At 37.6% G+C, this 25,677-nt stretch carries 26 protein-coding genes and 1 tRNA gene; 2 read left to right on the top strand and 25 right to left on the bottom strand.

Annotation, left to right across the window (positions count from 1 at the left end):
- Positions 1-79: 79 nt before the first annotated feature.
- The 25 genes from ACXYMX_RS08550 to ACXYMX_RS08430 all read right to left on the bottom strand — a co-directional run bounded on the left by ACXYMX_RS08550 (position 80) and on the right by ACXYMX_RS08430 (position 23,399).
- The gene (locus tag ACXYMX_RS08550) at positions 80-1,240 is read right to left on the bottom strand and encodes a glycosyltransferase (RefSeq protein WP_459043832.1); all 1,161 of its coding nucleotides are present in this window, start codon (positions 1,238-1,240) and stop codon (positions 80-82) included.
- A gap of 157 nt (positions 1,241-1,397) precedes the next feature.
- Positions 1,398-2,459 carry a glycosyltransferase family 4 protein gene (locus ACXYMX_RS08545; RefSeq protein WP_459043831.1) on the bottom strand — a complete coding sequence of 354 codons (1,062 nt, stop codon included), beginning with the start codon at positions 2,457-2,459 and terminating at the stop codon, positions 1,398-1,400.
- A complete protein-coding gene (gene wecB / locus ACXYMX_RS08540; RefSeq protein ID WP_459043885.1) occupies positions 2,456-3,586 on the bottom strand; it encodes a non-hydrolyzing UDP-N-acetylglucosamine 2-epimerase in 1,131 nt (376 codons plus the stop codon). Before wecB ends, ACXYMX_RS08545 begins: the two co-directional genes overlap by 4 nt.
- Positions 3,587-4,699, bottom strand: coding sequence for a polysaccharide biosynthesis C-terminal domain-containing protein (locus tag ACXYMX_RS08535; RefSeq protein WP_459043830.1), 1,113 nt, complete (start codon positions 4,697-4,699; stop codon positions 3,587-3,589). It abuts the gene before it with no gap.
- Positions 4,700-4,715: 16 nt separating this feature from the next.
- The gene (locus ACXYMX_RS08530; RefSeq protein ID WP_459043829.1) at positions 4,716-5,741 is read right to left on the bottom strand and encodes a polysaccharide biosynthesis protein; all 1,026 of its coding nucleotides are present in this window, start codon (positions 5,739-5,741) and stop codon (positions 4,716-4,718) included.
- 67 nt (positions 5,742-5,808) lie between these two features.
- Positions 5,809-7,638, bottom strand: coding sequence for a polysaccharide biosynthesis protein (locus tag ACXYMX_RS08525; RefSeq protein ID WP_459043828.1), 1,830 nt, complete (start codon positions 7,636-7,638; stop codon positions 5,809-5,811).
- A gap of 111 nt (positions 7,639-7,749) precedes the next feature.
- Positions 7,750-8,517, bottom strand: a complete 768-nt coding sequence (locus tag ACXYMX_RS08520) for a tyrosine-protein phosphatase (protein ID WP_459043827.1) — start codon at positions 8,515-8,517, stop codon at positions 7,750-7,752.
- A 14-nt stretch (positions 8,518-8,531) separates the two neighbouring features.
- Positions 8,532-9,233, bottom strand: a complete 702-nt coding sequence (locus tag ACXYMX_RS08515; RefSeq protein ID WP_459043826.1) for a CpsD/CapB family tyrosine-protein kinase — start codon at positions 9,231-9,233, stop codon at positions 8,532-8,534.
- Positions 9,182-9,961: a YveK family protein gene (locus tag ACXYMX_RS08510; RefSeq protein WP_459043825.1), complete on the bottom strand. Its 780-nt coding sequence runs from the start codon at positions 9,959-9,961 to the stop codon at positions 9,182-9,184. Before ACXYMX_RS08510 ends, ACXYMX_RS08515 begins: the two co-directional genes overlap by 52 nt.
- A 299-nt stretch (positions 9,962-10,260) precedes the next feature.
- Positions 10,261-11,559 (bottom strand): phosphopyruvate hydratase, encoded by a 1,299-nt coding sequence (gene eno / locus ACXYMX_RS08505; protein WP_459043824.1) that lies wholly within the window; start codon positions 11,557-11,559, stop codon positions 10,261-10,263.
- A gap of 200 nt (positions 11,560-11,759) precedes the next feature.
- The gene (gene gpmI, locus ACXYMX_RS08500) at positions 11,760-13,286 is read right to left on the bottom strand and encodes a 2,3-bisphosphoglycerate-independent phosphoglycerate mutase (RefSeq protein WP_459043823.1); all 1,527 of its coding nucleotides are present in this window, start codon (positions 13,284-13,286) and stop codon (positions 11,760-11,762) included.
- Complete coding sequence (tpiA, locus tag ACXYMX_RS08495) at positions 13,279-14,040, bottom strand: triose-phosphate isomerase (protein WP_459043822.1); 762 nt, start codon at positions 14,038-14,040, stop codon at positions 13,279-13,281. Before tpiA ends, gpmI begins: the two co-directional genes overlap by 8 nt.
- A gap of 15 nt (positions 14,041-14,055) precedes the next feature.
- Positions 14,056-15,240 carry a phosphoglycerate kinase gene (locus tag ACXYMX_RS08490; protein WP_459043821.1) on the bottom strand — a complete coding sequence of 395 codons (1,185 nt, stop codon included), beginning with the start codon at positions 15,238-15,240 and terminating at the stop codon, positions 14,056-14,058.
- A gap of 118 nt (positions 15,241-15,358) precedes the next feature.
- Positions 15,359-16,366 (bottom strand): type I glyceraldehyde-3-phosphate dehydrogenase, encoded by a 1,008-nt coding sequence (gap, locus tag ACXYMX_RS08485; protein WP_459043820.1) that lies wholly within the window; start codon positions 16,364-16,366, stop codon positions 15,359-15,361.
- Between the two features lie 35 nt (positions 16,367-16,401).
- Positions 16,402-17,433: a sugar-binding transcriptional regulator gene (locus ACXYMX_RS08480; RefSeq protein WP_459043819.1), complete on the bottom strand. Its 1,032-nt coding sequence runs from the start codon at positions 17,431-17,433 to the stop codon at positions 16,402-16,404.
- Positions 17,434-17,569: 136 nt separating this feature from the next.
- Positions 17,570-17,800 (bottom strand): glutaredoxin family protein, encoded by a 231-nt coding sequence (locus tag ACXYMX_RS08475; protein ID WP_459043818.1) that lies wholly within the window; start codon positions 17,798-17,800, stop codon positions 17,570-17,572.
- Positions 17,801-17,895: 95 nt separating this feature from the next.
- On the bottom strand, positions 17,896-18,708 hold the full coding sequence (locus tag ACXYMX_RS08470) for a TPM domain-containing protein (RefSeq protein WP_459043817.1): 813 nt from the start codon (positions 18,706-18,708) through the stop codon (positions 17,896-17,898).
- Positions 18,705-19,283 carry a LemA family protein gene (locus tag ACXYMX_RS08465; RefSeq protein ID WP_459043816.1) on the bottom strand — a complete coding sequence of 193 codons (579 nt, stop codon included), beginning with the start codon at positions 19,281-19,283 and terminating at the stop codon, positions 18,705-18,707. Before ACXYMX_RS08465 ends, ACXYMX_RS08470 begins: the two co-directional genes overlap by 4 nt.
- Positions 19,284-19,440: 157 nt before the next feature.
- Positions 19,441-20,214, bottom strand: coding sequence for a sulfite exporter TauE/SafE family protein (locus ACXYMX_RS08460; RefSeq protein ID WP_459043815.1), 774 nt, complete (start codon positions 20,212-20,214; stop codon positions 19,441-19,443).
- A gap of 47 nt (positions 20,215-20,261) precedes the next feature.
- Positions 20,262-20,489: a sulfurtransferase TusA family protein gene (locus ACXYMX_RS08455; protein WP_459043814.1), complete on the bottom strand. Its 228-nt coding sequence runs from the start codon at positions 20,487-20,489 to the stop codon at positions 20,262-20,264.
- A 25-nt stretch (positions 20,490-20,514) separates the two neighbouring features.
- Positions 20,515-21,642 carry an MBL fold metallo-hydrolase gene (locus ACXYMX_RS08450; RefSeq protein WP_459043813.1) on the bottom strand — a complete coding sequence of 376 codons (1,128 nt, stop codon included), beginning with the start codon at positions 21,640-21,642 and terminating at the stop codon, positions 20,515-20,517.
- Between the two features lie 2 nt (positions 21,643-21,644).
- The gene (locus tag ACXYMX_RS08445) at positions 21,645-22,220 is read right to left on the bottom strand and encodes a sulfurtransferase TusA family protein (protein ID WP_459043812.1); all 576 of its coding nucleotides are present in this window, start codon (positions 22,218-22,220) and stop codon (positions 21,645-21,647) included.
- 55 nt (positions 22,221-22,275) lie between these two features.
- Positions 22,276-22,572, bottom strand: a complete 297-nt coding sequence (locus tag ACXYMX_RS08440) for a rhodanese-like domain-containing protein (protein ID WP_459043811.1) — start codon at positions 22,570-22,572, stop codon at positions 22,276-22,278.
- Between the two features lie 15 nt (positions 22,573-22,587).
- The gene (locus ACXYMX_RS08435) at positions 22,588-23,067 is read right to left on the bottom strand and encodes a DsrE/DsrF/DrsH-like family protein (RefSeq protein WP_459043810.1); all 480 of its coding nucleotides are present in this window, start codon (positions 23,065-23,067) and stop codon (positions 22,588-22,590) included.
- A gap of 68 nt (positions 23,068-23,135) precedes the next feature.
- Positions 23,136-23,399: a metal-sensitive transcriptional regulator gene (locus ACXYMX_RS08430; protein ID WP_459043809.1), complete on the bottom strand. Its 264-nt coding sequence runs from the start codon at positions 23,397-23,399 to the stop codon at positions 23,136-23,138.
- A 229-nt stretch (positions 23,400-23,628) separates the two neighbouring features.
- On the opposite strand from ACXYMX_RS08430, the gene ACXYMX_RS08425 reads away from it, so the two are divergent.
- Positions 23,629-24,837: a chromate transporter gene (locus ACXYMX_RS08425; RefSeq protein WP_459043808.1), complete on the top strand. Its 1,209-nt coding sequence runs from the start codon at positions 23,629-23,631 to the stop codon at positions 24,835-24,837.
- Between the two features lie 130 nt (positions 24,838-24,967).
- Positions 24,968-25,039: transfer RNA gene (locus ACXYMX_RS08420), tRNA-Arg, on the top strand.
- Positions 25,040-25,677 lie beyond the last annotated feature (638 nt).

Raw genomic sequence — 25,677 nt, 5'->3', positions numbered from 1 at the left:
TCCCTTTAAATCGATGATGATAGGTGTGCTAGACAACTGATTGTTATGCGATGATAATATCCCCACGCTATAAATTTCTTTATCTTACCTCACCAAGAAAGTTATTTAATTCAAGTTGATATTTTCTGTAATCAAAGCTTCTTTCGGCGCATTGTCTTGCGTTGTTTCCCATTGTTTTTCTCTCTTCTAAAGATAAATCCAATGCAATCTCTAATGTGTCAGCAAAGGACTTTGCTGAACAGTCTTTAACTATTAATCCCTCTTGCTTGTCTTTAATATAATCCTTCAAGTCAGAAGTTAGATTCAGAATAACCGGTGTCGCAGTAGATAAACTTTCTACAACTTTTGTTGGAAATCCCGCTTTTGCGTATCTTTTTAATGGAGAGCGTAGTAAAACTGTGAAATCTGCTTTGGTGAGCTCATTCAAAACTTTTTTTCTTTCGATCCTTCCAAGAAACTCCACGCAATTACTTAATTTTTCTAAGTCATCTATTCCAAACATGCCTCTTGAATCTTCAACACTTACTCCGGCTAGAACAATCTTCAGCCTATTTCTTTTTTTTTCTTCAAGTAATAAAACCCCTTTTAACATTTCATAAACATAGTCTTTCTTTCCAGGAGAGCCTGCATATAGAATTGTTAACTTAGTAGGGTTGAGATTTTTTGAATGTGATTGATTTTCGACATCCAATATGACCGGTATCCTTATACAAAAACAACCCCTTTTTCTAAAATGAGTAGATAGGAATTTGCTTATACCAATAACTTTAATATCGCGATTAATAATAAATCTATTTTCAACATTTTTTAGTATCATAGCTGGAGAAAATACTCCCAACTTAAATTGCGCCGGGGAATACCATTCAACGCAATCAGATATCAGTTGGATTCGTCTTTTATTGCAAAAGGTTTTCAAAAAGTTGATTGCACTTAGTGGTAAGTCTGCAAATAAAATCACGTCTACTTTATTTGATTTGATATATGTTAATAAGAATTGTTTTAACCTGTTTTTATAACTTAGGTAATAATACATTTTTTCAATTATATTGTTAGATTCTTTTCTTAAAGAAACATATTTAAATCCATCAAAGTAATACTCTTTTTGGAACTCATGATACCCCATACCAACAAATGAAACATTGTGTTCATTTTCTCTGAATAATTTTCCATAGGTATTCAATCGAACAGCTTCTGCATCACCTTCTGGTAATCGTGAATACGTTATTATTAATATGTCCATTTGACCCTTCCCTTTACTCTTCCTGCATATAAGCATCCGTTTAGTGTGATTTTTTTACATCTCAGTACATATGTCAGGATTTCTACTGAGAAAAAACTTGATCTCATCTTCATAAATCAGAAACAATGTTTAGTAATAACCACATAGACTTTGAATTTCACTTCACTATTACCTCTTTCATCCCTATATACTTTTTCATTATTTTATTCATAACGATATCAATAGAATAACTATTCTTGACCTTCTGCTTGTTCCATTTAGACATTAGAAGCCTTAATTCTTTGCTATTCATCTTATTAATTGCATTCACCATTCCCTCTATGTCCCCTACTTCAACAAATAGACCACCTTTATCCTCGAGCATTTCTGGTATAGCTCCAACGGATGTGGATAAAATAGGTAATCCGCAAGCCATCGCTTCAAGAATGACATTTGGAAAACCTTCCGTATGACTTGGAAAAAGTAATAAATCAGCATTGTTCATTTGGAAAAGTACATCGTCCTTAGATAATTCTCCTAAGAACTCAACATTACTAGAAACCGGAATATTTTTAATTTCTTCACTTAAATGTCCTATCATTTTAAAATTTATAGCAGACATTTTGTTTGCGACTTCGATAATTTCTACGCAACCTTTCATTTTAACAATATGTCCCACATAAATTACATTTCTAATTTGATCCGATATTTTCATTTCATTTAAGTTGTTTATTAAATTTTGATCAAAGAAATTGGGTACAATGCTACTATGTTTTCCTGTAACTTTTCTGATATGGTTTTGAGATGATATATTCAAACAAAAGAGTTCGTCTGCAGCTTTACAAATCTTTCTTAAAAAAAACTCTTGAAATTTGCCTTTAACCATAAAACTAGTATCACAATGAAAGTGAATGACAATTTTAATATTTTTCCTTTTTACTTTTAATGCGCATAAATAATCTCTAATTAATCCAAGTTTAGAACACGAAGTATTTATATGAACAATTTCATATCTTTTATCTGATATAAAAGAGTCTAATTCACTGAATATCTTTTTTATCCTTCCAAACTCGTCTACCAATCTCATCTCTGAAAAGTTTTCGACCCTATTTCCTCTTACAGAAGTATTAACTATATCTACTCTATTTTTCTTTGCCGGGTAAGAATCCATGTACAGTTTTGTCCAGGTTGCTATACCTCCTGCTGGAGGCGGTAATGGAGATAACAATAGTATTTTCATCTAAATTTTCCCCAAACAACTTTATTAACTACTTTTGTGTAACTCTGAATAATTTTAACTACTTTCACAGATACATTCTCATCCTTATAATCATGAGCAATATATGTTTCCTCGTTGCTTTCCCTCATAGCACAACTTAAATCGACGGCTTGAATAATTTCCGTCCCCCTAATTCCCCCAATTACAACCGTTCCCTTATCCAACACTTCAGGACGCTCCGTAGATGTTCGAATTAAGACACCTGGAAAGTTTAGAATTGCCGACTCTTCCGAAAGTGTTCCACTATCAGATAGAACAACAAAGGCATTCATTTGCAAATGATTGTAATCAAAAAAACCAAAAGGCTTTAATTGCCTAACAAGTGGGTGGAATTCGAATCCATGCTCTTCGATTCTTTTCCAACTTCTTGGATGTGTTGAATAGATTATAGGTATTTCATATTTTTCTGCAATTTGATTGATTGCATTCATAAGCGAATAGAAATTTTCTTCATCATCAATATTCTCTTCTCTATGCGCAGAAATTAAAATGTACTTTTCTTTTTCCAACTCTAGTTCAGACAACACATTGCTACTCATAATGCTTTCCATGTTTTTCTGCAATACTTCTGCCAATGGGGATCCGGTCACAAAGACGTGCTCCTTACGAATTCCCTCTGAAAGTAAATACCTTCTGCTATGTTCGGTGTAAGAAAGGTTAATGTCTGCTATATGATCCACAATCTTACGGTTTATCTCCTCCGGAACGTTTTGATCAAAACAGCGGTTTCCAGCCTCCATATGAAAGATAGGTATTTTCAGTCTTTTGGCTGAAATAGCGGATAAACAACTGTTTGTATCCCCCAAAATCAGAAGGGCGTCAGGTAATTCTTTTACCAATACTTCATACGATTTCGCAATGATATTGCCCATTGTTTCGCCCAAATTCTCAGCCGCCGCGTTTAAATAATGATTCGGTTCCCTTAAACCGAACTCCTCGAAAAAAACTTGATTTAACGTATAATCCCAGTTTTGCCCTGTATGAACAAGCACATGTTCAAAATAGCGATCACATGCTTTTATCGTTTCAGATAGGCGAATAATTTCGGGCCGAGTGCCTACAATTGTCATTACCTTTAATTTAGACAGTTATTTCACCTCCAAAAGACTGGTGTCTGGTTTATTGGAATTAAATATCTCGGACGCCCAAAACAATGTAATAAGTTCGCCTTCGCCTATGTTTTCAATTGAGTGTGTATAGCCCACTGGAATATCTATTACTTCTGGTTTCTCGCCATCAACCTTGTATTCAACTACTTCATTCTCATCAATTTTTCTAAATCGAACTGCAGCTTCTCCTTGGATAACGAGAAATTTTTCTACTTTCGTGTGGTGCCAGTGATTCCCTCTTGTGATGCCAGGTTTCGTTTTTGATATGAATATTTGTCCCATACTTTTTGACTTCATAAATTCGGCTAGCCATCCGCGTTCATCTGTATTTTTCTTTAATACATATGAAAAGTCATCTTGTTCCAGGTAGGACAAATAAGTACCGTACAGCGCTTTATCAAATTCATGTTCAAGCGATGGCATTATTAACGTCTCTCGATTGCGTTTGAATGTATAAATTTTTTCTGCCAAATCTCCCAGAGTAATTTGATAAGAAATTGGAACTTCACAAAATGATCCTGTTTGTGTCTCATTCCCATTAAGGGCATTAATAAATTCATTAATTACATCATCGATATAACATAGCGTAATTGAAGATTTAACATCATTAATCTGAATTTCCTCATCCCTGGCGATGTTATAACAAAACGTAGAAACGACGCTGTTATAATTTGGCCTACTCCATTTTCCAAAAACATTCGGTAGGCGATAAACCATCACTTTTGATTTACTTTCTTTAGAGTGTGAAAACACATGTTCCTCAGCTATCTTTTTGCTTTTACCATAAGGATTTTCTAAATCTGCCTGGCTCGATGAACTAATTAACACCGGCGAATCATTTTCATTCTTCTGTAGTAAAGATAGTAATCTTTCAGTCAATCCGGCATTCCCAGTCATAAAATCGACGCTACTTTTCGGTCTGTTGACACCAGCCAAGTGGAAAACAAATTCACATTCTTTTGTGTATTTATCAAGTTCATCTAACGTATTATCTCTACTAAAGGATAGTATATTGGTATAGCCTTTGTTGTTCAGTTCGGCAATAAGGTTCTTTCCAAGAAAACCATTGGCACCTGTTACAAGAATCTTCACTTTGACATTCATCCTCTCAATTCATACTGAATATACTTCTTAATTCATTTTGAATATAAGGAAGTTCCAATAACTTATCCTTAATCTCTGGAATGCTTAACCGTTTGGTATTGTGCGAGTTATATTCTTCGTCGGTAGATAACTCTTTATAACCCTGATCAAAATACTTTTCATAATTCAAGTCACGATTATCAGCTGGAACCCGGTAAAATCCATTTAAATCATCTGCAACAACATATTCTTCTCTCGTTAATAACGTTTCATAAAGCTTTTCTCCATGTCGTGTTCCAATTACTTGAATTTCATTGGTAACTTCGAATATTTCCTTTAACGCTTGAGCAAGATCTTCAATTGTTGAGGCAGGTGATTTTTGAACCATAATATCTCCTGCATTTGCATTATGAAAAGCAAATACTACCAATTCCACTGCATCTTCCAAATTCATTAGAAAACGTGTCATCATGGGATCGGTGATTGTTAGTGGCTTTCCGCTTTTTATTTGTTCAACAAATAACGGAATGACCGAACCTCTTGATGCCATTACATTGCCATATCGAGTTCCGCAAATAAGTGTTTTTTCAGGACAAACTGTTTTAGATTTTGCTACTAAAACTTTCTCCATCATTGCTTTTGAAATCCCCATTGCATTGATTGGATATGCTGCTTTATCCGTTGATAGGCAAATGACTTTTTTAACTCCGAATTCTATTGATACGTTGAGCACATTTTCAGTTCCCAATACATTTGTTTTCACCGCTTCCATTGGATAAAACTCACATGAGGGTACCTGTTTAAGTGCAGCGGCATGAAATACATAATCTACATCGTTCATTGCATATTTAAGACTAGGTTTGTCCCTAACATCACCAATATAAAATTTCAACTTTTCATTATTGTAGTACTTTCGCATATCGTCTTGTTTTTTTTCATCTCTGGAAAAAATTCTTATTTCTTTGATTTCAGTATAAAGAAATCGCTCCATGACTGCGTTTCCAAATGAACCTGTTCCGCCAGTTATTAGTAGAGTTTTATTAGTAAACATATGCTCAGTCCTTTTCGGTAGACTATATTACTAAATACAAATTTAGGTTCTGTTTTTAATTCATCATTTATCCAACTGAAACAATTGCATCTTTTACTACAGTCTTTCGGTTTACTAATTCTACAATTACTTTTTTAACATCTCTTTCATCCATATCTAGAAGACTTTCAAGTAGGATATTCATCTCATTCTTACTAATTGGAACTGCTTTACCTACAAATACTTTCGGGAATATATGTTCACTTTGAATTTCGTTCTCATTCAATAACTCTTCAAATAACTTTTCACCTGGTCGAATCCCAGTAAATTCAATATTGATTTCATCTTCGTCATAGCCTGATAATTTTATAAGGTTTTTTGCCAGATCCATAATCTTAACGGGTTCCCCCATATCTAACACGAATACCTCACCTCCGGTGGCTAGCATACCCGCTTGAATTACGAGCCGTGAAGCCTCTGGTATGGTCATAAAATATCTTGTCATTTCTGGATCTGTCACAGTGACTGGTCCTCCCTGTTGAATTTGCCGCGTAAATAATGGAATTACACTTCCACGTGAACCTAATACATTTCCGAACCGAACTGCTGCGAAGTTTGTTTTACTATCCTTCGCAAGATTTTGTACAATCATCTCTGCAATACGTTTTGTGGCACCCATCACGTTTGGTGGGTTGACTGCCTTGTCGGTCGAGACCATAACAAAGTGTGGTATGCCAAATGTATCAGCGGCTTCTGCAATATTTTTCGTGCCGAATATATTATTTTTGACTGCTTCCATGGGGTTTTCTTCCATCAAAGGGACGTGCTTATGTCCCGCGGCATGGTAGATAACGTCCGGCATATATTCGCTCACGATATCTGATATCCTCATCCGATCTTTTACATCGGCTATAACTGGAACGATTTCTATATATGTTGATATACTTTTTCTTAATTCAATGTCAATGTTGTAAATCGAGTTTTCTCCATGACCTAAGAGAATAATACGTTTTGGACTGAATTTACATACTTGGCGGCAAATCTCAGAACCAATAGAACCACCAGCCCCTGTGACAAGAATCGTTTTACCAGTTAACTTGTCCGAAATCGCTTCCATATTAAGCTCAATTTCCTCCCTACCAAGAAGGTCCCCTATCTTTACATCGTGCATGTCATTCACTGAAACTTTACCGGTTATCAGATCTTCTATACGTGGGATTGTTTGTGTTTTTATACCTGTATTGATACATATTTCGGATAACTTTTCCATTTCTTGTTTTGATAAAGAAGGAATTGCAATTATGATTTTTTCTATCTGATTGTCAATTGATAACTCGGAAATTTGATTTGTACCTTTTACGACTTTAAGACCGTAAATTTCTAAACCAGCTTTTGTATGATCATCATCAATAAAAAGAATAGGTTTCATTCCCGAATCTGGATTTTGAAGGATTTGGCGTGCAATCATAGTTCCTGCCTGACCCGCCCCGACAATCATTGTTCGAGTGATTGCTTTCCCATTATGTTGGTTGATTGTATCTCGCATAAGTCTCCATGATAATCTTGATCCGCCTATTAAAAGGATATGCATCATCCATGTAAGGATAAGAGCACGTAAAGATATACTTTGTAAAAAAGCTAATTGAACTACCATAACTACAACTATTGTTGAAGTGACAGCTTGAAAAATAGACTTTAGTTCTCCAATGGATGCGTAGGACCAGGCCTTTCTATAGAGTCCAAATTGCCAAGCGAAAAAGTGATGTGCAATTTGTATTGTCAACACGCTTACTAATAACGTTATATTTGTTAATATATTGATGTCCGGATGCAAAATAAAATACCCTAAATAGATAGATAACAAGACAATTATAGAATCAATAATAACGAGAAAGCTCATTCTTTTTTTGACTGACATTGCAGATATCACACCCTCTCGAACAAGTTTACTGTTACATCTTCTAATGTAATTTCGCGTTCTATGACGACCATTGCAGAGTAACAAGGTCGATGTATTGTGGGTCGCACATCATCCTATTAGCCTCCACCATTTCTTTGTAATAGGCGTCTCCGGTTCTAGCATGATAATGAGCTTATCTTTAATAATTCTTTCATTGTTTTCAAGCAGTATATTTACAATTTCGTAGTGTTTCTTTTTCTCTAGATAATCAAGCCCTTTGTTAAACATAAATGGCCTTGTATTTAAGTTATGAACATCTGATCCATAGGCATGAATCAAATTCGATTCGATTAAACGAAGTGATAATTTTTGAATGCCTTTTCCAAAGTGTCCCACTATACTTCCTGCAGTTATTTGTGCAAGTGCTCCTTGTTGAACAAGCCGCTCTAAAAGTTCTGGATTGTTCGCTATTGCATAATTTCTTTCTGGATGTGCTACAATTGGAATTTTTCCTAGAGAGAGAATAGATTGAATCACATGGCTGGTGTAAGCTGGGACTGAGTAAGAAGGAAGTTCTAATAGAACATAACGAGAATTCGCAAGGGGTATCGCTTCTCCGCTAATAATACTTTCTAGGATATGTTCATGAAGCCTAATTTCCTGACCCGTGTGAACTGTTATCGGATAGTCCTCAGTTCGTATACATTCAGTAATTAGATTCATTTGCTTTTCAATCACGTCAACCGGAACGTGAAATTGCGGGCTAAATGCGTGTGGTGTAGCAATAATATTTGTAATTCCTTCTTCAACTGCCTTCTCTAATAAGCGCGATGTTTCATCAATTGTTTTCGAACCGTCATCTACACCGAATAATAGATGACTATGCATATCAATCATCTGGATTCCACCCTTTACTCAGCGGCTTCGCTGTATTGGTAGTAATAGGTACTCTTTTCTAATTTGTAATTATTCAAAATGGATCCTAAAATATTTGCTTTCGAACTTTGTAATACTTCAATAGCCTTACGAAGATGTTCTTTCTCTGTTTTTCCAGCGCTAATTACAAGAATCGTCCCATCACATTTATTTGCTAATATTTGTGCATCTGCTACGGATAAAATTGGAGGGGCATCAAAAATAATAAAATCATATTTCACTTTTAATTCACTCATCAGAATGTCCATCGATTTTAACTCAAGAAGCTCCGCTGGATTCGGCGGTATTTGTCCACAAGTTATAATGTCGATACCTTCCTCTGTACTTTTCACTACATCTTCCAGACCCCATTGCCTTGTTAGTACATTTGATAAGCCCTTTATATTAGTCATCTGAAAAGTATGGTGCACTGTTGGCTTCCTCATATCTGCATCGATAAGAAGGATTTTTTTCCCGGCTTGAGCAAATACTATTGCGATATTGGCGGCAGATGTGGATTTGCCCTCTCCTATTGAGGAAGACGTAACTAAAAGCGTCTGTATGTGTTTATCAGGAATTGAAAAGTTTATATTTGTACGAATTGTACGATATTGCTCCGAAATAACGGATCTTGGATTAGCATGTGTTATAAGCTTACGCGCCGCTGTTTGTATCCGCCTTTTTTTCTTTTTCCCCATAATCGTTCCCCCTTCCTACTTCGTTCAAATTCTTTTGTTTTATTTATCTCTTTATCTGTTATTGGACTTATCACACCCAGTATTGCTAACTCAAAAAACTCCTCAATATCCTGTTCATTTTTTACAGTCGTATTTAATAAAATTCTTAAATATGCTAGCGCTACACCAAGCATTAATCCAATTACAGCCGCTATTGCCATATTTAATAATGGATTCGGCTTTACCGGAGCAGGATTTTTCAAGTCAACAGCCGCTGCCAGAATATGAACATTATCTGTATTCATTAGTGTTTTGATTTCTTTCTGAAAGACTTCTGCTGTTGTATTTGCAATTTCTACTGTCTTGCGTGGATTAGAGTCTTGGACAGTTACATTAATAACTTGTGAATTTTGTTCACTGCTCACTGAAATCTTTGAAGCCAACTGACTCGGTAACATGTCCAAATTTAGTTCGTCAATGACTTTCGATAATATTACTGAACTTTTTATAATGACATTGTACGTATTGATGAGTTGAAGATTGGTTTGAATATCTTGTGTATTAAACTGACTTTCGTCACTTTTCTGCTGGTTGATGAGGATTTGCGTTGATGATTGGTAGATGGGTTGCAAAACGTAGTAACTTAACCCACCCACGAGCGATACCGAAAATAGAACTAGTCCTATTATTAGTAAGAGATTTGCACGTATAACTTTAAATACTTTCTGTACACTAATTTCATCTTCCATATGTGTTCCTCCCTTTTTATAGGTACCGTATATAGATAGCATTATCTAATTCTCTTTATATATACATTGATTGTTAATCTTTCATACTAAGCATATGAACTTCTCTCTCCTTTTAGTCTTGTCTTCGAATTAGAATGGCAAAACATAATTTACTATCAATCCACAACATTCCCTTTTATACCTGACAGACGGTCTATTTCCAATAATTGTTCCCACATTCAAAATACTTCAATTATTACCAACTTAATTTTCCCCAAAATAAAAAACCCACCGAAGTGAGTTTTTTTGTGTTACCTATTTTATTTCTTCAAGTTATAAAAAGTCTTCAATCCATAATATTCCGCAGTATTATCTAATTGATCTTCAATGCGAAGCAATTGATTGTACTTTGCAACACGGTCTGAACGGGATGGTGCACCTGTTTTGATTTGACCAGCATTTGTTGCAACTGCAATATCTGCAATTGTTGTATCTTCTGATTCGCCTGAACGATGAGAAATAACTGCTGTAAATCCAGCGCGTTTCGCCATTTCAATCGCATCAAGTGTTTCAGTCAATGTACCGATCTGGTTCACTTTAATAAGGATTGAGTTACTAACCCCTTCTTCAATTCCACGTGCAAGTTTTTCTGTATTCGTTACGAATAGGTCATCTCCAACGAGCTGTACTCTTTTACCAAGACGTTCTGTCAATAACTTATGACCTGCCCAATCGTTTTCGTCAAGTCCATCTTCGATTGAGATGATAGGATATTTGTCACAAAGTTGCTCGTACCAATCAACCATTTCAGCAGAAGTTCTTACAACGCCTTCTCCTACAAGGTTGTATGTTCCATCTTCTTTGTTGTAAAACTCAGATGATGCGACATCCATCGCAAGAAGAACTTCTTCTCCTGCCTTGTAGCCTGCTTTCTCAATTGCTTGTAAAATCGTTTCAATTGCTTCTTCACTTGAAGCTAAGTTTGGTGCAAATCCACCTTCATCGCCAACAGAGGTATTCAATCCCTTTTCTTGCAAGACTGAACGCAAGCTGTGAAAAATTTCAGTTCCCATACGTAAACCGTGACGGAATGATTCTGCACCTACTGGCATAATCATAAATTCTTGAATATCAACGTTGTTGTCTGCATGTTCGCCGCCATTTAAAATATTAAGCATTGGTACAGGCAACTGTTTCGCGTTTACACCGCCGATATATTGGTACAAAGGAACATCCAAGTAATCTGCAGCTGCATGAGCTACTGCTAACGATACGCCTAGGATTGCATTCGCACCTAGTTTCGCTTTATTTGGTGTTCCGTCAAGATCAATCAATAGTTTATCAATTACAACTTGGTCTAGAACCGAATAGCCATCTTCAAGCAATTCGTCTGCGATAATTTCATTGACATTATCCACAGCTTTTAGAACACCTTTACCACCGTAACGACTCGCATCTCCATCACGTAATTCAACCGCTTCGTATTCCCCTGTTGAAGCTCCAGATGGAACAATTGCGCGACCAAATGCGCCACTTAGTGTAAAGACTTCAACTTCAACTGTTGGATTTCCTCGTGAATCAAGAACTTCTCTAGCTTGGATATTTGAAATAATTGGCATATTAATTTCCCCCTTATCAAATTTACCTTGGCTTATTTGCGTCCAGACTTTGCACCTGGTATTCCAGGTGAACTCCCTACAAAATTTGTGACATCCGCCGGAGGCACTACCTTTATTCAGCTAGGGCTTAGCTCTACTCTAATAATAACTTATTTTACGTTCGTCTTGCTACTTACATAGAAATAATGTGCTAATAAATGTTAGTATAATGGTCTTCCTGTCATTTTTTCTGGCTGTTCAAGTTCAAGTAATTTAAGCATTGTTGGTGCAAGATCAGCAAGTATACCGCCTTCACGCAACAGAATATCCGGTCTTGTTACAATAACCGGTACAGGGTTTGTTGTATGCGCAGTCATTGGTGTACCTTCTAAAGTAATTACTTCATCAGCATTGCCGTGATCTGCAGTGACGATTGCTGTTCCACCTTTGGAATGAAGTGCATCAATAATTTTCCCGAGACAATCATCAACTGTTTCAATAGCTTTCATCGTCGGTTCAAGCATTCCGCTATGTCCAACCATGTCTGGATTTGCAAAGTTCAATAGAATTGCATCGAACTTTTCTTCTTCTATTGCATTCACTAATGCCTCAGTAACTTCATACGCACTCATTTCCGGTTTTAAATCATACGTCGCTACTTTCGGTGATGGGATTAAAATACGTTCTTCTCCCTCGAAAGTATCTTCCCTCCCACCACTCATAAAGAAGGTAACATGTGGATACTTTTCAGTTTCTGCAATGCGAAGCTGTGTTAATCCACTTTTCGCAATAACTTCACCTAGTGTATCTTTTAAGTCTTCACTTTTGAATACAACATCTGCGACAACTTCATCACTATAATGAGTAAACGTTACAAACTTTACATTCGACAACTTCTTCTCACCTAAGTTAAATCCATCAAATGTATCGCTGGTAAATGCTTTAGACAATTGTATCGCACGGTCTGGACGGAAATTAAAGAAGATAATTGCATCTTCATCTTCTACTTTTCCAACCGGATTTCCATCCTCTTCGATAATAAATGGAACGACAAACTCATCGTGAATCCCCTTTTCATAAGAGGCCAAAAGTCCAGCTGTAGGTGCGACAGCAGTTGGTCCAACACCGTCGACAATTGCTCGGTATGCCATTTCTACGCGGTCCCAGCGTTTGTCACGGTCCATTGCATAGTATCGACCAGAAATAGTAGCAAACTTACCTACTCCGATTACTTTCATCGCCTCTTCGGTCTGTTCTATATAATCAAGCGCAGATTGGGGTGCTACATCGCGACCATCTAAAAATCCATGGACGAACACTTTTTCAATCCCATTTAATTTTGCCAACTTCAATAAAGCAAAAAGATGTTCATAATGGCTATGTACCCCGCCGTCTGAAAGCAGTCCCATGAGATGTAAAGCTGTGTTATTTTGCTTCGCGTGTTCAATTGCTTTTATAAGTGTTTCATTGTCAAAAAAGTCAGCTTCTCGAATTGATTTATTAATCCGTGTTAAGTTTTGATAGACAATACGGCCTGCACCGATATTTAAATGCCCCACTTCGGAGTTCCCCATTTGTCCTTCTGGAAGTCCAACCGCCTCACCACATGCAGTTAACGTTGTGTGTGGAAAGTTGTTCCAAAGCAAATCATAGTTTGGCTTCTTTGCTTGAGCAACAGCATTTCCCAGCGTTTCTTCCCGAAGACCAAATCCATCAAGGATAATTAATGCAACAGGTCCTTTACGCATTGGCCCCAGCCTCTACTAATTTCAAGAACGAACTTGGATCTAAACTTGCGCCACCAACCAAAGCACCATCAATATGCTCCATTGAAAGAAGTTCGACAATGTTTTCTGGTTTAACACTTCCGCCGTACTGAATACGGACAGCATTCGCAACTTCTTCGCCGTAAAGTTCACTAACTTTCGAACGAATTGCACCACACACTTCATTTGCATCATCTGCAGTAGCTGTTTTACCCGTTCCTATCGCCCAGATCGGTTCATAAGCGATAACTGCTTGAGAAGCGTTTGCTGTTTCAATTGCTTTGAATGCTTTTTCCACTTGATCCGATACAATTTTGACAGTACTTCCGCTTTCACGCTCTTCTAGAGATTCTCCTACACAAACGATAGGTGTTAGTTGATTTTCAAAAGCAGCATGCACTTTTTTATTCACCGAGCTATCTGTCTCGTTGTAATATTCACGGCGTTCAGAATGACCAATTACCACATAGCCTACTCCGATACTCGCAAGCATTGCTGGACTGATTTCTCCTGTGAACGCACCTTCTTTTTCTTCATGCATTGTTTGTGCACCGATATGTACCGGTGAGCCTTCTGTAATTGTAACAAGTTCAGAAAGGTATAATGAAGGTGGACAAATAACCGCTTCTACATTTTCAGACGGAATTGCCTTCACTTTCACTTCTTCCGCAAAACTTTTCGCTTCTTCAATCGTCTTATACATCTTCCAGTTGCCTGCTATAATACGTTTACGCAAATTGTTCCCCTCCGATTAGTTGTCGTTTAGTGCTGTAACTCCTGGCAAGTCTTTACCTTCCATAAACTCCAAAGAAGCACCGCCACCTGTTGAAATATGGTCCATCTTATCTGCAACGTTGAATTTTTCAACTGCAGCCGCCGAATCGCCTCCACCAATTACTGTGTAAGCACTCGTTTCAGCCATTGCCTCTGCAACTCGTCGTGTTCCATTTGCAAATGGCTCCAACTCGAAAACACCCATAGGACCGTTCCAAATAACTAGCTTTGAATTTTGTATTACTTCAGCGTAAAGTTCAGCTGTTTTCGGTCCAATATCCAGTCCCATCCAATCACTAGGAATTGAATCGATTTCAACTGTTTTTGTTTGAGCATCTTTTGAAAATTCTTTCGCTACAACTACATCGATTGGAAGATAAAGGTTCACACCTTTTTCCTTCGCTTTATCGATAAATGATTTGGCTAATTCTATTTTATCTTCTTCAAGTAGTGAATTTCCGACTTCATAGCCCATTGCTTTTGAGAATGTATAAGACAAGCCCCCTCCGATAATGAGGTTATCTACTTTATCCAGTAAATGGTTAATAACACCAATCTTATCCTTCACTTTCGCCCCTCCGATAATTGCTGTGAAAGGACGCTCAGGAGTTGTGAGTGCTTTTCCTAATACTTCGAGTTCTTTCTCTAAGAGTAGGCCTGAAACGGCAGGTATGTACTGTGCAATACCCGCTGTCGAAGCGTGTGCACGGTGTGCTGCCCCAAATGCGTCATTGACAAATAGATCCGCTAAGTTAGCAAATTGTTTCGCAAGCTCGGTATCATTCTTCTCTTCGCCTGCGTGAAAACGAACGTTTTCAAGTAAAACGATGTCCCCATTCTTCATTTCTTTTACTGTTTCTTCTACGTCCTTGCCGACTGAAGCATCTAACTTTTTAACAGGCTTGCCAATTAAATTAGACAGGCTTTTTCCTACTTCAGTTAAACGTAATTCTTCATTCACTTCACCTTTTGGTCGACCGAGGTGGCTTGCGAGGATTACTTTTGCACCGTGTTTCGATAGGTATTGAATTGTCGGCATCGCCGCGCGAATTCTTGTATCATCCGTAACATGTCCTTCTTCCATTGGCACGTTAAAATCTACTCGGCAAAATACACGTTTTCCTTCAAGTTGTATATCCTTCATCGTCTTTTTTGACTTCATGAAAAATGCCCACCTCCACAGATTACAGTTTTATTTTTAAAAGAGGAACGGGGTGCCCCGTTCCTCATGTCCTACTATATTATAAAGTGAAAACTTTCGTTTTGCTATAGATTATAATTTACAGACCTTTATTAGCCATGTAGATTGCTAAGTCAATACATCTTGCAGAATATGCTGTTTCATTATCGTACCAAGAAATAACTTTGACCATATTGTCTTCTAATACCATTGTAGACAAACCATCTACTGTTGAAGAGGATGTATTACCGTTATAGTCTCTAGAAACTAGTGGTAATTCATTGTAAACAAGAATGTCCTTCAACTCATTTTCAGACGCATCTTTGAATGCTTTGTTTACTTCTTCAACTGTAACGTCAGCTTCAAGTTCTCCAACGAAGTCTACTAAAGAAACGTTCGGTGTTGGTACACGAACTGCCATACCATCTAACTTACCTACTAATGCCGGGATTACTTTTGTAACTGCTGATGCTGCACCTGTCGTTGTCGGGATCATTGACTCTGCTGCTGCACGCGCTCTTCTATAATCAGAGTGTGGCAAATCAAGTAGGTGTTGGTCATTCGTATACGAGTGAATCGTTGTCATTAGACCACGTTTAACACCAAATTTATCATTTAACACTTTTACAATTGGTGCAAGACAGTTTGTCGTACATGATGCATTCGATACGATATGATCCGTCTCAGGGTTATACGTTTCATGGTTTACACCCATAACAAGTGTTGTTAAATCACCTTTAGCTGGTGCTGAAAGGATAACTTTTTTAGCTCCTGCTTCAATGTGTTTGTTCAATGCGTTATGATCGCGGAAAATTCCAGTTGAATCGATTACAACGTCAACTCCAAGTTCTCCCCAAGGTAATTGCGCTGGGTCTCTTTCTTCATAAACACGAATTTCTTTGCCGTTTACGATTAGTTTTTCACCATCAGAACTTACTTCAGCGTCTAGAACACCATGAACTGAATCATATTTCAGTAAATGTGCAAGCATTGCTGCATCCGTTAAATCGTTAACTGCTACAACCTCAACCTTGTCTGTTTTTAAAGCCTCACGAAATACTACTCGTCCAATACGTCCAAAACCATTAATCGCTATTTTTATTGTCATTATAAAAAACCTCCATTATATTTTTGTTTTTATTATTATTTTGTTAATCTTTTAATCATTTCATTCGCTGCGCCTTCATCAGTTACTAGTATCGACTGTTCGGGTGCAGTTGCCATATAAGCCAAGATTGCTTTAGCTTTGTTTTTTCCACCAGCCACCGAGATAATTAACGGAATCCGTGCAAGTTGTTCAATTTGTATTCCTACAGTTCGTATACGATGAACAGCATTTCCTTGTTCATCGAAATAATACCCAAACGCTTCGCCTTGCGCACCTTTATTCTTAAGAAAAAGGCGTTCCTCTTCAGACGATTCACGTAATTTCGCCATAGTTTGTGCATTCCCAATACCATGTAAGACACAGTCTACAGTGTCATAAAGTCCAATCATCTTTACGATTGAAGGGTCTTTTAGAAACGCCTCATGTGCCTCTTTGCCAAGTGAGTCAGGATAGTAAAATGAACGATACGAACCACCTGAAGCCTGTGCGAAGGATGCAGCAATTACGTTCGCTTGCAATCCGATATCTTCACCTACGCCGCCCCGTGCTGCAATAAACAGGAGCTCAGAAGGATCAGTAAACTTTTCAATGTGGTTTGGTATTAAAGCAATTGAACTCCCGCCAGTGACTGCAACGGTTGTCCCTCTTCCAATCTCATTCGTAAATTGGTTTGCAGCTTCCTGAGCCAATAGGCTTTTCGTCGATTCATCTGAATCGCTGTCCCCCGGTACAATCAATACAGAACGAATCTGAAGAAGATTTGTTAACCTTTTGGCAATTGTTATACGGCCTAACCAATCTTCCATATCGGGTTCGAGCGCTTCTAGAACTTGCAAGCCTTCAAAGGTAATAGAGGCACCGTTTTTCGCGATGTTAATAAGCCCTTGCGCTCGTAAGTGGTCTAACATGGTTCGAATTTCTCGTTCCGTAAGATTAGCCATCTCACCAAGCGGACGTCTACCAATAGGTCCAGCTACTTTGACCAATTTCAACAAGCGATATCTTTCTTGTAGCAAAACAATCATTTCAGGAACTAGTTTACCTTGCGCTTCTAACTTGCTATTCAAAGGGCACCATCCTTTCTATTTGGCGGGATGAATAACGCCCCACTCATTTCGAAAGCGTCCCACGTAGAGCAAAAAAATTTAACTTCAATTTCATTATAAGCTTTCTTTGCTTTTTTTTCAAATAAAATAATTTTGCTTAATCAAATAATGAGATAAGTTCTACATAACCAATAGTTCCAAATAAGATAGGTTTTCCATTTTTTTCAATGACGGGGATCATTAGCATATACTTTTCATGGATTGTGTCGTCCGACTCGATATTTATTTCTGTATAGGTTAACGGGTAATCTTCCTTGGTGAGTTCCAACATTAGTTTCGCCTCATCACAGAGAGGACAATTTGGCTTCGTATAAAAAATTACATCCATAAATAAACACCTCGATTTTATCTCTACTCTTTTAGTATATGGTAAATGTGGACAACATGCACAAAATCACTCTTGGTCATGCTGTCCTTAGATAATCACCAGCTTCTTCCTGCTCCTCCTCCACCGGTTGAACCGCCACCCCCACCGCGGAATCCACCGCCGCCTCCGAATCCTCCTCCACTACTTCCTCCTCCAAATGAACCTGGAAAGAAAATAGGTCCTCTTCTTCGGGTCCCACCTGAACCGCCACTGCCACCCCCACCGCCACGAAATACGCGGAAGATAATGTAGATGATAATGAAAATAACAATTGGTGAGGGAAAGCCCATTCCTTGTTCGCTATTTGAGTTGTCTGCAAACTCTACAGGAGCAAACACGCCATCCCAATTGTATTCTGCTGCGATTTCATTATAAAACGACTTATATCCTTCCATAATTGCCCTATCAGGTTCTTCTTTTTTCAAATAAGGAAAAGAGACTTCGTCAATAATTCTTCCTACTTTTCCATCTGGAAGTGCACCTTCAAGTCCATATCCTGTTACCAGAAAGTAATGTCGATCTCCATCCGAGTTTTCTTCGGTTGTCACAACTAAAAGCGCACCGTTATCGTTTTCTTTCGTTCCAAGTCCATACTCCCGATAGGCTTTCACTGCAAATTCTTCGACTGGCTCATCACCAATACTTGGCATAATTAACACAGCCAGTTGAGCAGTAGTTGCGTCATCTAGTTGAATTCCATAATTCGTTAGTTCACTTTCTTGTTCTGAAGACAATACATTTGCAAAATCTTGAACGTAAATACTACTTCCTTGCGGTGCAGGAACTTCAGCTGCAAAAGTTTTCCCACCAAAAGGTAGCGTTAGCGCAAAATACACCACTGCCAATGTGTATATACTTTTGCGAATCAATCTTTGTCATCCCCAAAATCTACATTAGGAACTTCATTCGCAGCTTCATCGGCTTTAAAATATTCTTTTTCATTAAAGTTAAACATACTTGCGACAATCTTCCCTGGGAAACGCTTCACTTGCCTATTGTAGTTTGCGACTTCGTCATTGTAATCTTTACGAGCAACGCCAATCCTATTTTCTGTTCCTTCTAGTGAATCCATCAATTGAATAAAGTTTTCGTTTGCTTTGAGATCTGGATAGTTTTCAACAACGACTAAAAGCCTGCCAATTGCACTTTCTAACTCACCGTTTGCAACCGACTGATCTTCGGGTCCTCTAGCACCTGCCAGCTTTGTTCGAGCATCAGATATATCGGCTATAATTTCCTGCTCATGGCTAGCAAATCCTTTAACCGTATTCACAAGGTTGGGAATTAAATCTAACCTTCTCTGTAATTGCGTTTCAACTTGTGCATAGGACTGGTCAACATTCTCTTCCAATGTAATGAATTTATTATAACTCGGAATAAATAGTAATCCTGCAACGACAATAAGGACAACGACAATTGCAAGTGGTCCTAGTATTTTATTCATTTTTTCACTCCTTTGTTTTCTATAAATAAATACCCTTTGCACAGACTTATAAAACGTTCTCCCCTTTATATACTTAGTATATCCACGAAAGGTTTCATAATGACTAAAAAATAAGCCGGCTAAATCCGTATAGGATCTAGCCGACTTATTGAACGATTTATAAATCAGTCCATATTTTAATTGCAGTTCCTAAAATTAATAATGCCAATAGCCATTGCAACACTTTTGTATTTGTCTTCTGACCAAGTTTCGCTCCAATAGGTGCCGCGATAACACTTGCGATAACCATAACTAGCGCCGGACCATACAATACTTGATCGGTTATAACTTTACCAATCGTAGAACCGATTGATGATATAAAAGTAATAGCGAGTGAGGTGGCTATTGTCATTCGAGTAGGTACTTTTAAAACTACGAGCATAATTGGTACTAAAATAAATGCACCTGCCGCACCAACAATACCGGCTCCAATGCCAACAATAAATGCTAAGCCTGCCGCTAACCACTTATTGAATTTCACTTGGTCAATTGGTAAATCATCCAGTCCCTTTTTAGGAATGAACATCATGATTGCAGCGATTGTTGCTAATATTCCATATACCAGATTAATGCTTCCTTCAGTCATCACATTTGACCCATATCCACCTATAAAACTTCCGACTAAAATACTCGATCCCATATAAATAATTAGTGTTTTGTTTAAGTAGCCGCTCTTCCTATAAGCCCAAACACCTGCAATTGTTGCAAAGAATACTTGAATTGCACTTATTCCTGATACTTCGTGGGCAGTGAACGTAACCATTCCCAGAAGTGGTGGGATATATAGTAACATCGGATATTTAATAATAGATCCGCCGATCCCGACCATTCCAGAAACAAATGAGCCGATAAATCCAATTAAAAATATTGTTAATATAAAAGTGAATTCCATAACATCATCCTTCTTTCCGGTAGAAAAGAGTTATTCCGCTTTAATAATTAGCCTTTTCTAATCCAAAAGGTAAATACGCCCGTTTCTTCTGTTTGCTTTTCTAAGTTATGGCCACCTGATTTGGACCATGCCGCCAAATCTGCGACAGATCCTTTATCTGTCGCTTGGATTTCTAAAACTTCTCCAGTTTCCATTTCTTTCATTACTTTTCTTGCACGTACTACAGGCATTGGACAAGCCAATCCTTTTGCATCTAACACCATATTTGCCTTCATTCAAAAATCTCTCCCTTTTTATAAGTTATCTGACTGAACAACGATTTGGTCCGATTTCCATTTCTCTTTGCATTTCTTCTTCAGGATTAATCTTTCCCATGTTCACCTGACGAATTTCTTCGTAAGCATTTGGTTGTGGAGGTAAATTTCCAGTTACCATTTCTCTAAATTCTGCTTCATTTTCTATATTCAAGCCATGATTCGTAGCGAATAAAGTACCAAGTTTCTCAGATACGCTTCCATTTTCATTTAGTTCCTTAATAATCATAAAGTGTGCAGGTAGTACAATTAGATCCTCAGCTAAACTTTTATATTTTGAATACAATGTTTCTCTTAAATCTCCAACCCAATCTTCAGCTAAACCTGCAAGGTCCGGGCGTCCAATTGAATCGATAAACAAGATATCACCCGTTAGTAAATACGTCTCATCTATAATAAATGATGTAGAACCGATCGTATGCCCTGGTGAATATAACGGTTGTATTTCAATTTTTGTATTGCCGATTGTAATTGTACGACCTTCTTCCAGAGGCTCGTATGCAAATACAACTTCCTCAGCATCTTTTGGAGGTAACCAATAGGATCCACCAACCGTTTCTGCTATCTTTCTTCCACCTGAAATATGATCTGCATGAAGATGGGTATCTAAAACATGCTTAATCGATACATTTAATTCTTTAGCAAAATCAGTGAACACGTCTGTCATTCGAGTCGCATCAATAATAGCTGCTTCTCCATTTGAGACAACCATGTAGGAAAGACAGCCTTTACCAATACGTACAAACTGATAGATTTCTCCGCCGTCTTTTAATTCGCCAACTTTAACAGGCTCCAAATGTTCACTCCAAGATTTCATTCCACCAGATAAATAAAATGCTGAACGCCCTTCTTCAACAAGCATTTCCGCGATCATAATAGAAGATCCTTCTTTCGCACAAACAACAACAACATCTAAGTCTGCTGGAATTTGGTCCATGATTTCCTCTACTCCGTCTAGTAAATCAAAGTAAGGAATGTTTAAGTATCGAATGTTTTCTCCTTCAATCTTCCAATCTTCAAAAGCATCTTCGTTTCGAACATCTAATATAAAGAACGGTACTTTATTTATTACTTTTTTTGCAATCTCACTTGCTGTCATAGATTGTAGCGTCATAATTATACCCCCGACAGTAATTTTTCAATTGGACTTTTCCATTCGCTCATACCCGGTACAACATTCGTAACTTTTTCAAATCCTGCTACCGATAGCTTTTGAGCAACTAAATCACTGCGATTTCCAGTTCTACAAACAACATACACGTCTGCCTTTTTATCTAATTTATTTAATTCGTTTTCAATATTTCCTAAAGGAACAGACTTCGCTCCAGGAATATGTCCAAATGCAAATTCTGCGGATTCTCGTACATCTAAAAGAAGTACATTAGAGCTTGAATCTAAAATTTCGAGTAACTCTTCATTTGAAACGACATGAGGATGCTTTTTTTCTTGCTTATCATCATCCCCTGATTTACGTAAATAATGTTTTAGTACACCATCTTCTTCAATCGTACCTAGGTATTGATGCTTTGCACTTTCAGACCAAGCTTTTAGATCAGCAGTAGATCCCTTATCGGTCGCTTGCACTTCCAATACTTCGCCCATCTCTATTTCTTTCATGACTTTTTTAGTTTTAACGATTGGCATTGGACAAGCCAAACCTTTCGCATCTAACACTCGATTCGTTTCTATCAAAACGCTCTCCCCTTTTACCCATGCCCGTATGGGTATATTTAATATTAAAAAAATATTACACTACTGAACCTTCCCAATCATTCATTCCGCCCACCATGTTAACAACTTTGTATCCTTGGCTTTCCAAGTATTGAGTTGCTCTACCACTTCTTCCGCCTGACTGACAAACCATTGTATATTCAACATCTTTGTCCAAATCTTGTACCTTGAATTCCAATAGACCTAAGGGGATGTGAATCGCTTCTTTAATTTTCCCTGTTTGTACTTCATCTACTTCGCGCACATCTATAAGTTGAATCGTCTGATTTTCCGTTAACTTCATTTCGACTTCTTTTGGTGTAATTTCATTCATTTTAATTCCTCCTGTTTATATGAATAGATTCACGTTACCATCTTGAGCATCACCTAAATATGCAGCAACTCCAGCATACTCTATGTCATCCAACAGTTCCTCTTGTTGTAAGCCCAGAAGATCCATCGTCATTGTACAAGCAACTAACTTAATATCCTGTTCCTCTGCCAACTCAATTAGTTGTGGAAGAGTCATTGCATTATGCTTTTTAATGACATGCTTAATCATTTTCGGCCCCATTCCAGCGAAGTTCATTTTAGAAATACCCATCTTATCGGCTCCGCGTGGCATCATTTTGCCAAACATCTTTTCTAATAAACCTTTTTTCAAAGAAACTTGCTCTTCTTTACGCAACGCGTTTAATCCCCAAAATGTATGGAATATTGTTACTTCGTGATCATATGCAGCCGCGCCATTTGCAATAATATATGCAGCCATTGCTTTATCGTATTCTCCACTGAACAATACAATGGTAGTTTTTTTCGTTTCAGTCAATTAAATCCGCCTCTCTAAATTACCCCTATGGGTATGTATGCCTTCAAAAAAATAGAGGAGTCAATTTCTTAGCGACTCCTAACTAATAAATCTACCGCTTCTTTTACAATATCCTCTTGTGTTCTCGAATCACTAGTCTCCATCTCTTGAATACATTCGATTAAATTGGCACTCACAATTACACCAATTGTTCGATCGATCGCAGATCTTGATGCCGATAACTGGGTGATTACTTCTTTGCAATCTTTCCCTTCGTCCATCATTCTTAATATTCCTTTGATTTGACCTTCGATTCGTTTCAATCTATTTTTAACTTTGTCATCGTATTCCATGAATTTGGCTCCTTTCCATTTTTCTTATACCCCAACAATATACCCCTGCAGGTATAATGTCAACCAGAATGTTTTAATGTGAATTTCTTTTAGTATATCAAGCGTTCATTAACCTATACATAGCAACCTATTTTGTTAAGTTTATGTAAAACTTTTTAGATAGAGCGCAGTTCTTAGCGAATACATGCTACTCTGGACATAGATTACTTTATGATTTCTGGAGGTTCTTATGCAAAAAAACAATTTTGGAAAAAAATTCAAGCTATTACTATCGTTATTTTTTATCTCAATGCGTTTAGGTGTAACATCATTTGGTGGCCCAACTGCTCATCTAGGCTATTTTCATGAAGAGTACGTTCGCAGAAGAAAGTGGCTAGATGAAAAGAGTTATGCAGATTTAATTGCTCTTGCACAGTTTTTACCTGGCCCGGCTAGTAGCCAAGTAGGGATCGGGATTGGCGTTATGCGAGCGGGAGTAATTGGTGGAATCATCTCGTTCATTGGTTTTACACTTCCATCCGTTCTACTTCTCATTCTTTTCGCTCTTCTCTTTACTGAGTTTGACTTAAGTAATGCCGGGTGGATTCATGGATTAAAAATTGTGGCTGTCGCAGTAGTGGCCCATGCGATTCTAGGAATGTCCAAAAATCTAACACCAGATATTAAAACGAAAACCTTCGCACTGTTTGCACTACTAGGAACTTTACTTTGGCAAACACCTTTCACTCAAGTGAGCGTCATTTTACTTGCAGCCTTTTTTGGGTTTCTACTATTTAAACAAGATACGAGTAAACTAAGTGACTCTGTAAAAGAGACTAGTTCTACATTTCCGATTTCTAAAAAGGTTTCAGCATTCTGTCTCATCCTATTTACGAGCTTATTAGTTCTATTACCTATCCTTCGAGAAATGACCGGTTCTTATTGGGTTGCATTATTTGATAGTTTCTATCGTTCAGGGTCATTGGTATTCGGCGGCGGCCATGTAGTTCTTCCTTTATTAGAACAAGAATTTGTGACTACCGGATGGATTAGTAAAGAAGCTTTCTTAGCGGGGTACGGCGCTACACAAGCAGTTCCTGGACCACTTTTTACATTTGCCGCTTACTTAGGTACGGTCATGAATGGGTGGCAAGGCGGATTGTTTACAACGTTCGCAATTTTTCTACCTGCGTTTCTTCTCATCTTAGGTGCATTACCTTTTTGGGATCAATTGCGAAACAACCTGAAAATTAGAGGAGCAATCATTGGCGTAAACGCTGCTGTAATCGGCATTCTTATCTCCGCATTTTATATGCCTATTTGGACAACATCCATTTTGTCTGCATTTGACTTTGCTTTGGCCACAGTATTATATAGCATGTTAGCTTATTGGAAGCTACCTCCCTGGTCAGTTGTTTTTGTTGGTGCTATTGGTGGTACACTCATTGCCTTTCTCTAATTTGAAGTGGAGTCGAAAGGTATTGACGGCGTGTAATCATTGGTCTATACTTGGTCTTGCGTGAAAATATTGGCTAGCGCCTAATAATTTCAACCAAACGTTGACAATACAAAGTTTTGCAAGATCAATCGTCCTCGTGGTGCAATGGATAGCACGTAAGCCTCCGAAGCTTAAAATGTGGGTTCGACTCCCGCCGAGGGCATATTTATTACAACCTAATGTGTTTATAAGTACATCATAATCTCTTATATAAGTAACATCATTGGCTCCCATATACAGTAGGAGTCTTTTTTTAATAGTTGGTGGCTGATATTGTCTTCAGTATTCACATTAATCAACATGATCTGTGTTATTATAATAGAAGGAATAATAAACCAATTTTTACAATAATATTGAGTGGATAAGCTGATTCAAGAAATCACCTAATCGTGAAGAGGACGTTCTACGAGTATTTAAGAAGTTGTATTAGTCATTCGTAATCGCCAAGAAGAAGCTGACGCTAAATAATTATGTTAAATATATATTGAAACAGCACGGCTGGTCGGGGTCGTGTTTATTTGTATAAACAGAGTGCGTATATCAAACTATTTCAATTTTATAGTTTGATGATTTAACTTTTATACAAATATTAGGACAGGATGGTGAATTCACCGCATGGAAAATAACCTTCTTCAGAAACGAGTAAATGAACTAAAGGTAAATTGCAACAATAAGTTAGCCACCTAGATAAAATCCAGTGTATTTATGAATGGGGACTGTTTTCCCCCACCCTTAGAAAGCTGTTTTGACCTTGAACTTATTCCTGAAATGCTAAGCTAATTTCGCTAACTCCTGTTCAAA

The sequence above is a fragment of the Sporosarcina sp. CAU 1771 genome, assembly GCF_054482775.1.
Note: the sequence above shows the minus strand (reverse complement) of the source record. Positions and strands in the feature narration are given on the sequence as shown.

Excerpts from the sequence above, each read along its gene's own strand:
- ACXYMX_RS08550 (WP_459043832.1), bottom strand. The coding sequence starts at position 1,240 with ATGGACATATTAATAATAACGTATTCACGATTACCAGAAGGTGATGCA.
- ACXYMX_RS08545 (WP_459043831.1), bottom strand. The coding sequence starts at position 2,459 with ATGAAAATACTATTGTTATCTCCATTACCGCCTCCAGCAGGAGGTATA.
- ACXYMX_RS08530 (WP_459043829.1), bottom strand. The coding sequence starts at position 5,741 with ATGTTTACTAATAAAACTCTACTAATAACTGGCGGAACAGGTTCATTT.
- ACXYMX_RS08525 (WP_459043828.1), bottom strand. The coding sequence starts at position 7,638 with ATGTCAGTCAAAAAAAGAATGAGCTTTCTCGTTATTATTGATTCTATA.
- ACXYMX_RS08520 (WP_459043827.1), bottom strand. The coding sequence starts at position 8,517 with ATGATTGATATGCATAGTCATCTATTATTCGGTGTAGATGACGGTTCG.
- ACXYMX_RS08515 (WP_459043826.1), bottom strand. The coding sequence starts at position 9,233 with ATGGGGAAAAAGAAAAAAAGGCGGATACAAACAGCGGCGCGTAAGCTT.
- ACXYMX_RS08510 (WP_459043825.1), bottom strand. The coding sequence starts at position 9,961 with ATGGAAGATGAAATTAGTGTACAGAAAGTATTTAAAGTTATACGTGCA.
- eno (WP_459043824.1), bottom strand. The coding sequence starts at position 11,559 with ATGCCAATTATTTCAAATATCCAAGCTAGAGAAGTTCTTGATTCACGA.
- gpmI (WP_459043823.1), bottom strand. The coding sequence starts at position 13,286 with ATGCGTAAAGGACCTGTTGCATTAATTATCCTTGATGGATTTGGTCTT.
- ACXYMX_RS08490 (WP_459043821.1), bottom strand. The coding sequence starts at position 15,240 with ATGAAGTCAAAAAAGACGATGAAGGATATACAACTTGAAGGAAAACGT.
- gap (WP_459043820.1), bottom strand. The coding sequence starts at position 16,366 with ATGACAATAAAAATAGCGATTAATGGTTTTGGACGTATTGGACGAGTA.
- ACXYMX_RS08475 (WP_459043818.1), bottom strand. The coding sequence starts at position 17,800 with ATGGATGTAATTTTTTATACGAAGCCAAATTGTCCTCTCTGTGATGAG.
- ACXYMX_RS08465 (WP_459043816.1), bottom strand. The coding sequence starts at position 19,283 with ATGAATAAAATACTAGGACCACTTGCAATTGTCGTTGTCCTTATTGTC.
- ACXYMX_RS08460 (WP_459043815.1), bottom strand. The coding sequence starts at position 20,214 with ATGGAATTCACTTTTATATTAACAATATTTTTAATTGGATTTATCGGC.
- ACXYMX_RS08455 (WP_459043814.1), bottom strand. The coding sequence starts at position 20,489 with ATGAAGGCAAATATGGTGTTAGATGCAAAAGGATTGGCTTGTCCAATG.
- ACXYMX_RS08450 (WP_459043813.1), bottom strand. The coding sequence starts at position 21,642 with ATGACGCTACAATCTATGACAGCAAGTGAGATTGCAAAAAAAGTAATA.
- ACXYMX_RS08440 (WP_459043811.1), bottom strand. The coding sequence starts at position 22,572 with ATGAATGAAATTACACCAAAAGAAGTCGAAATGAAGTTAACGGAAAAT.
- ACXYMX_RS08430 (WP_459043809.1), bottom strand. The coding sequence starts at position 23,399 with ATGGAATACGATGACAAAGTTAAAAATAGATTGAAACGAATCGAAGGT.
- ACXYMX_RS08425 (WP_459043808.1), top strand. The coding sequence starts at position 23,629 with ATGCAAAAAAACAATTTTGGAAAAAAATTCAAGCTATTACTATCGTTA.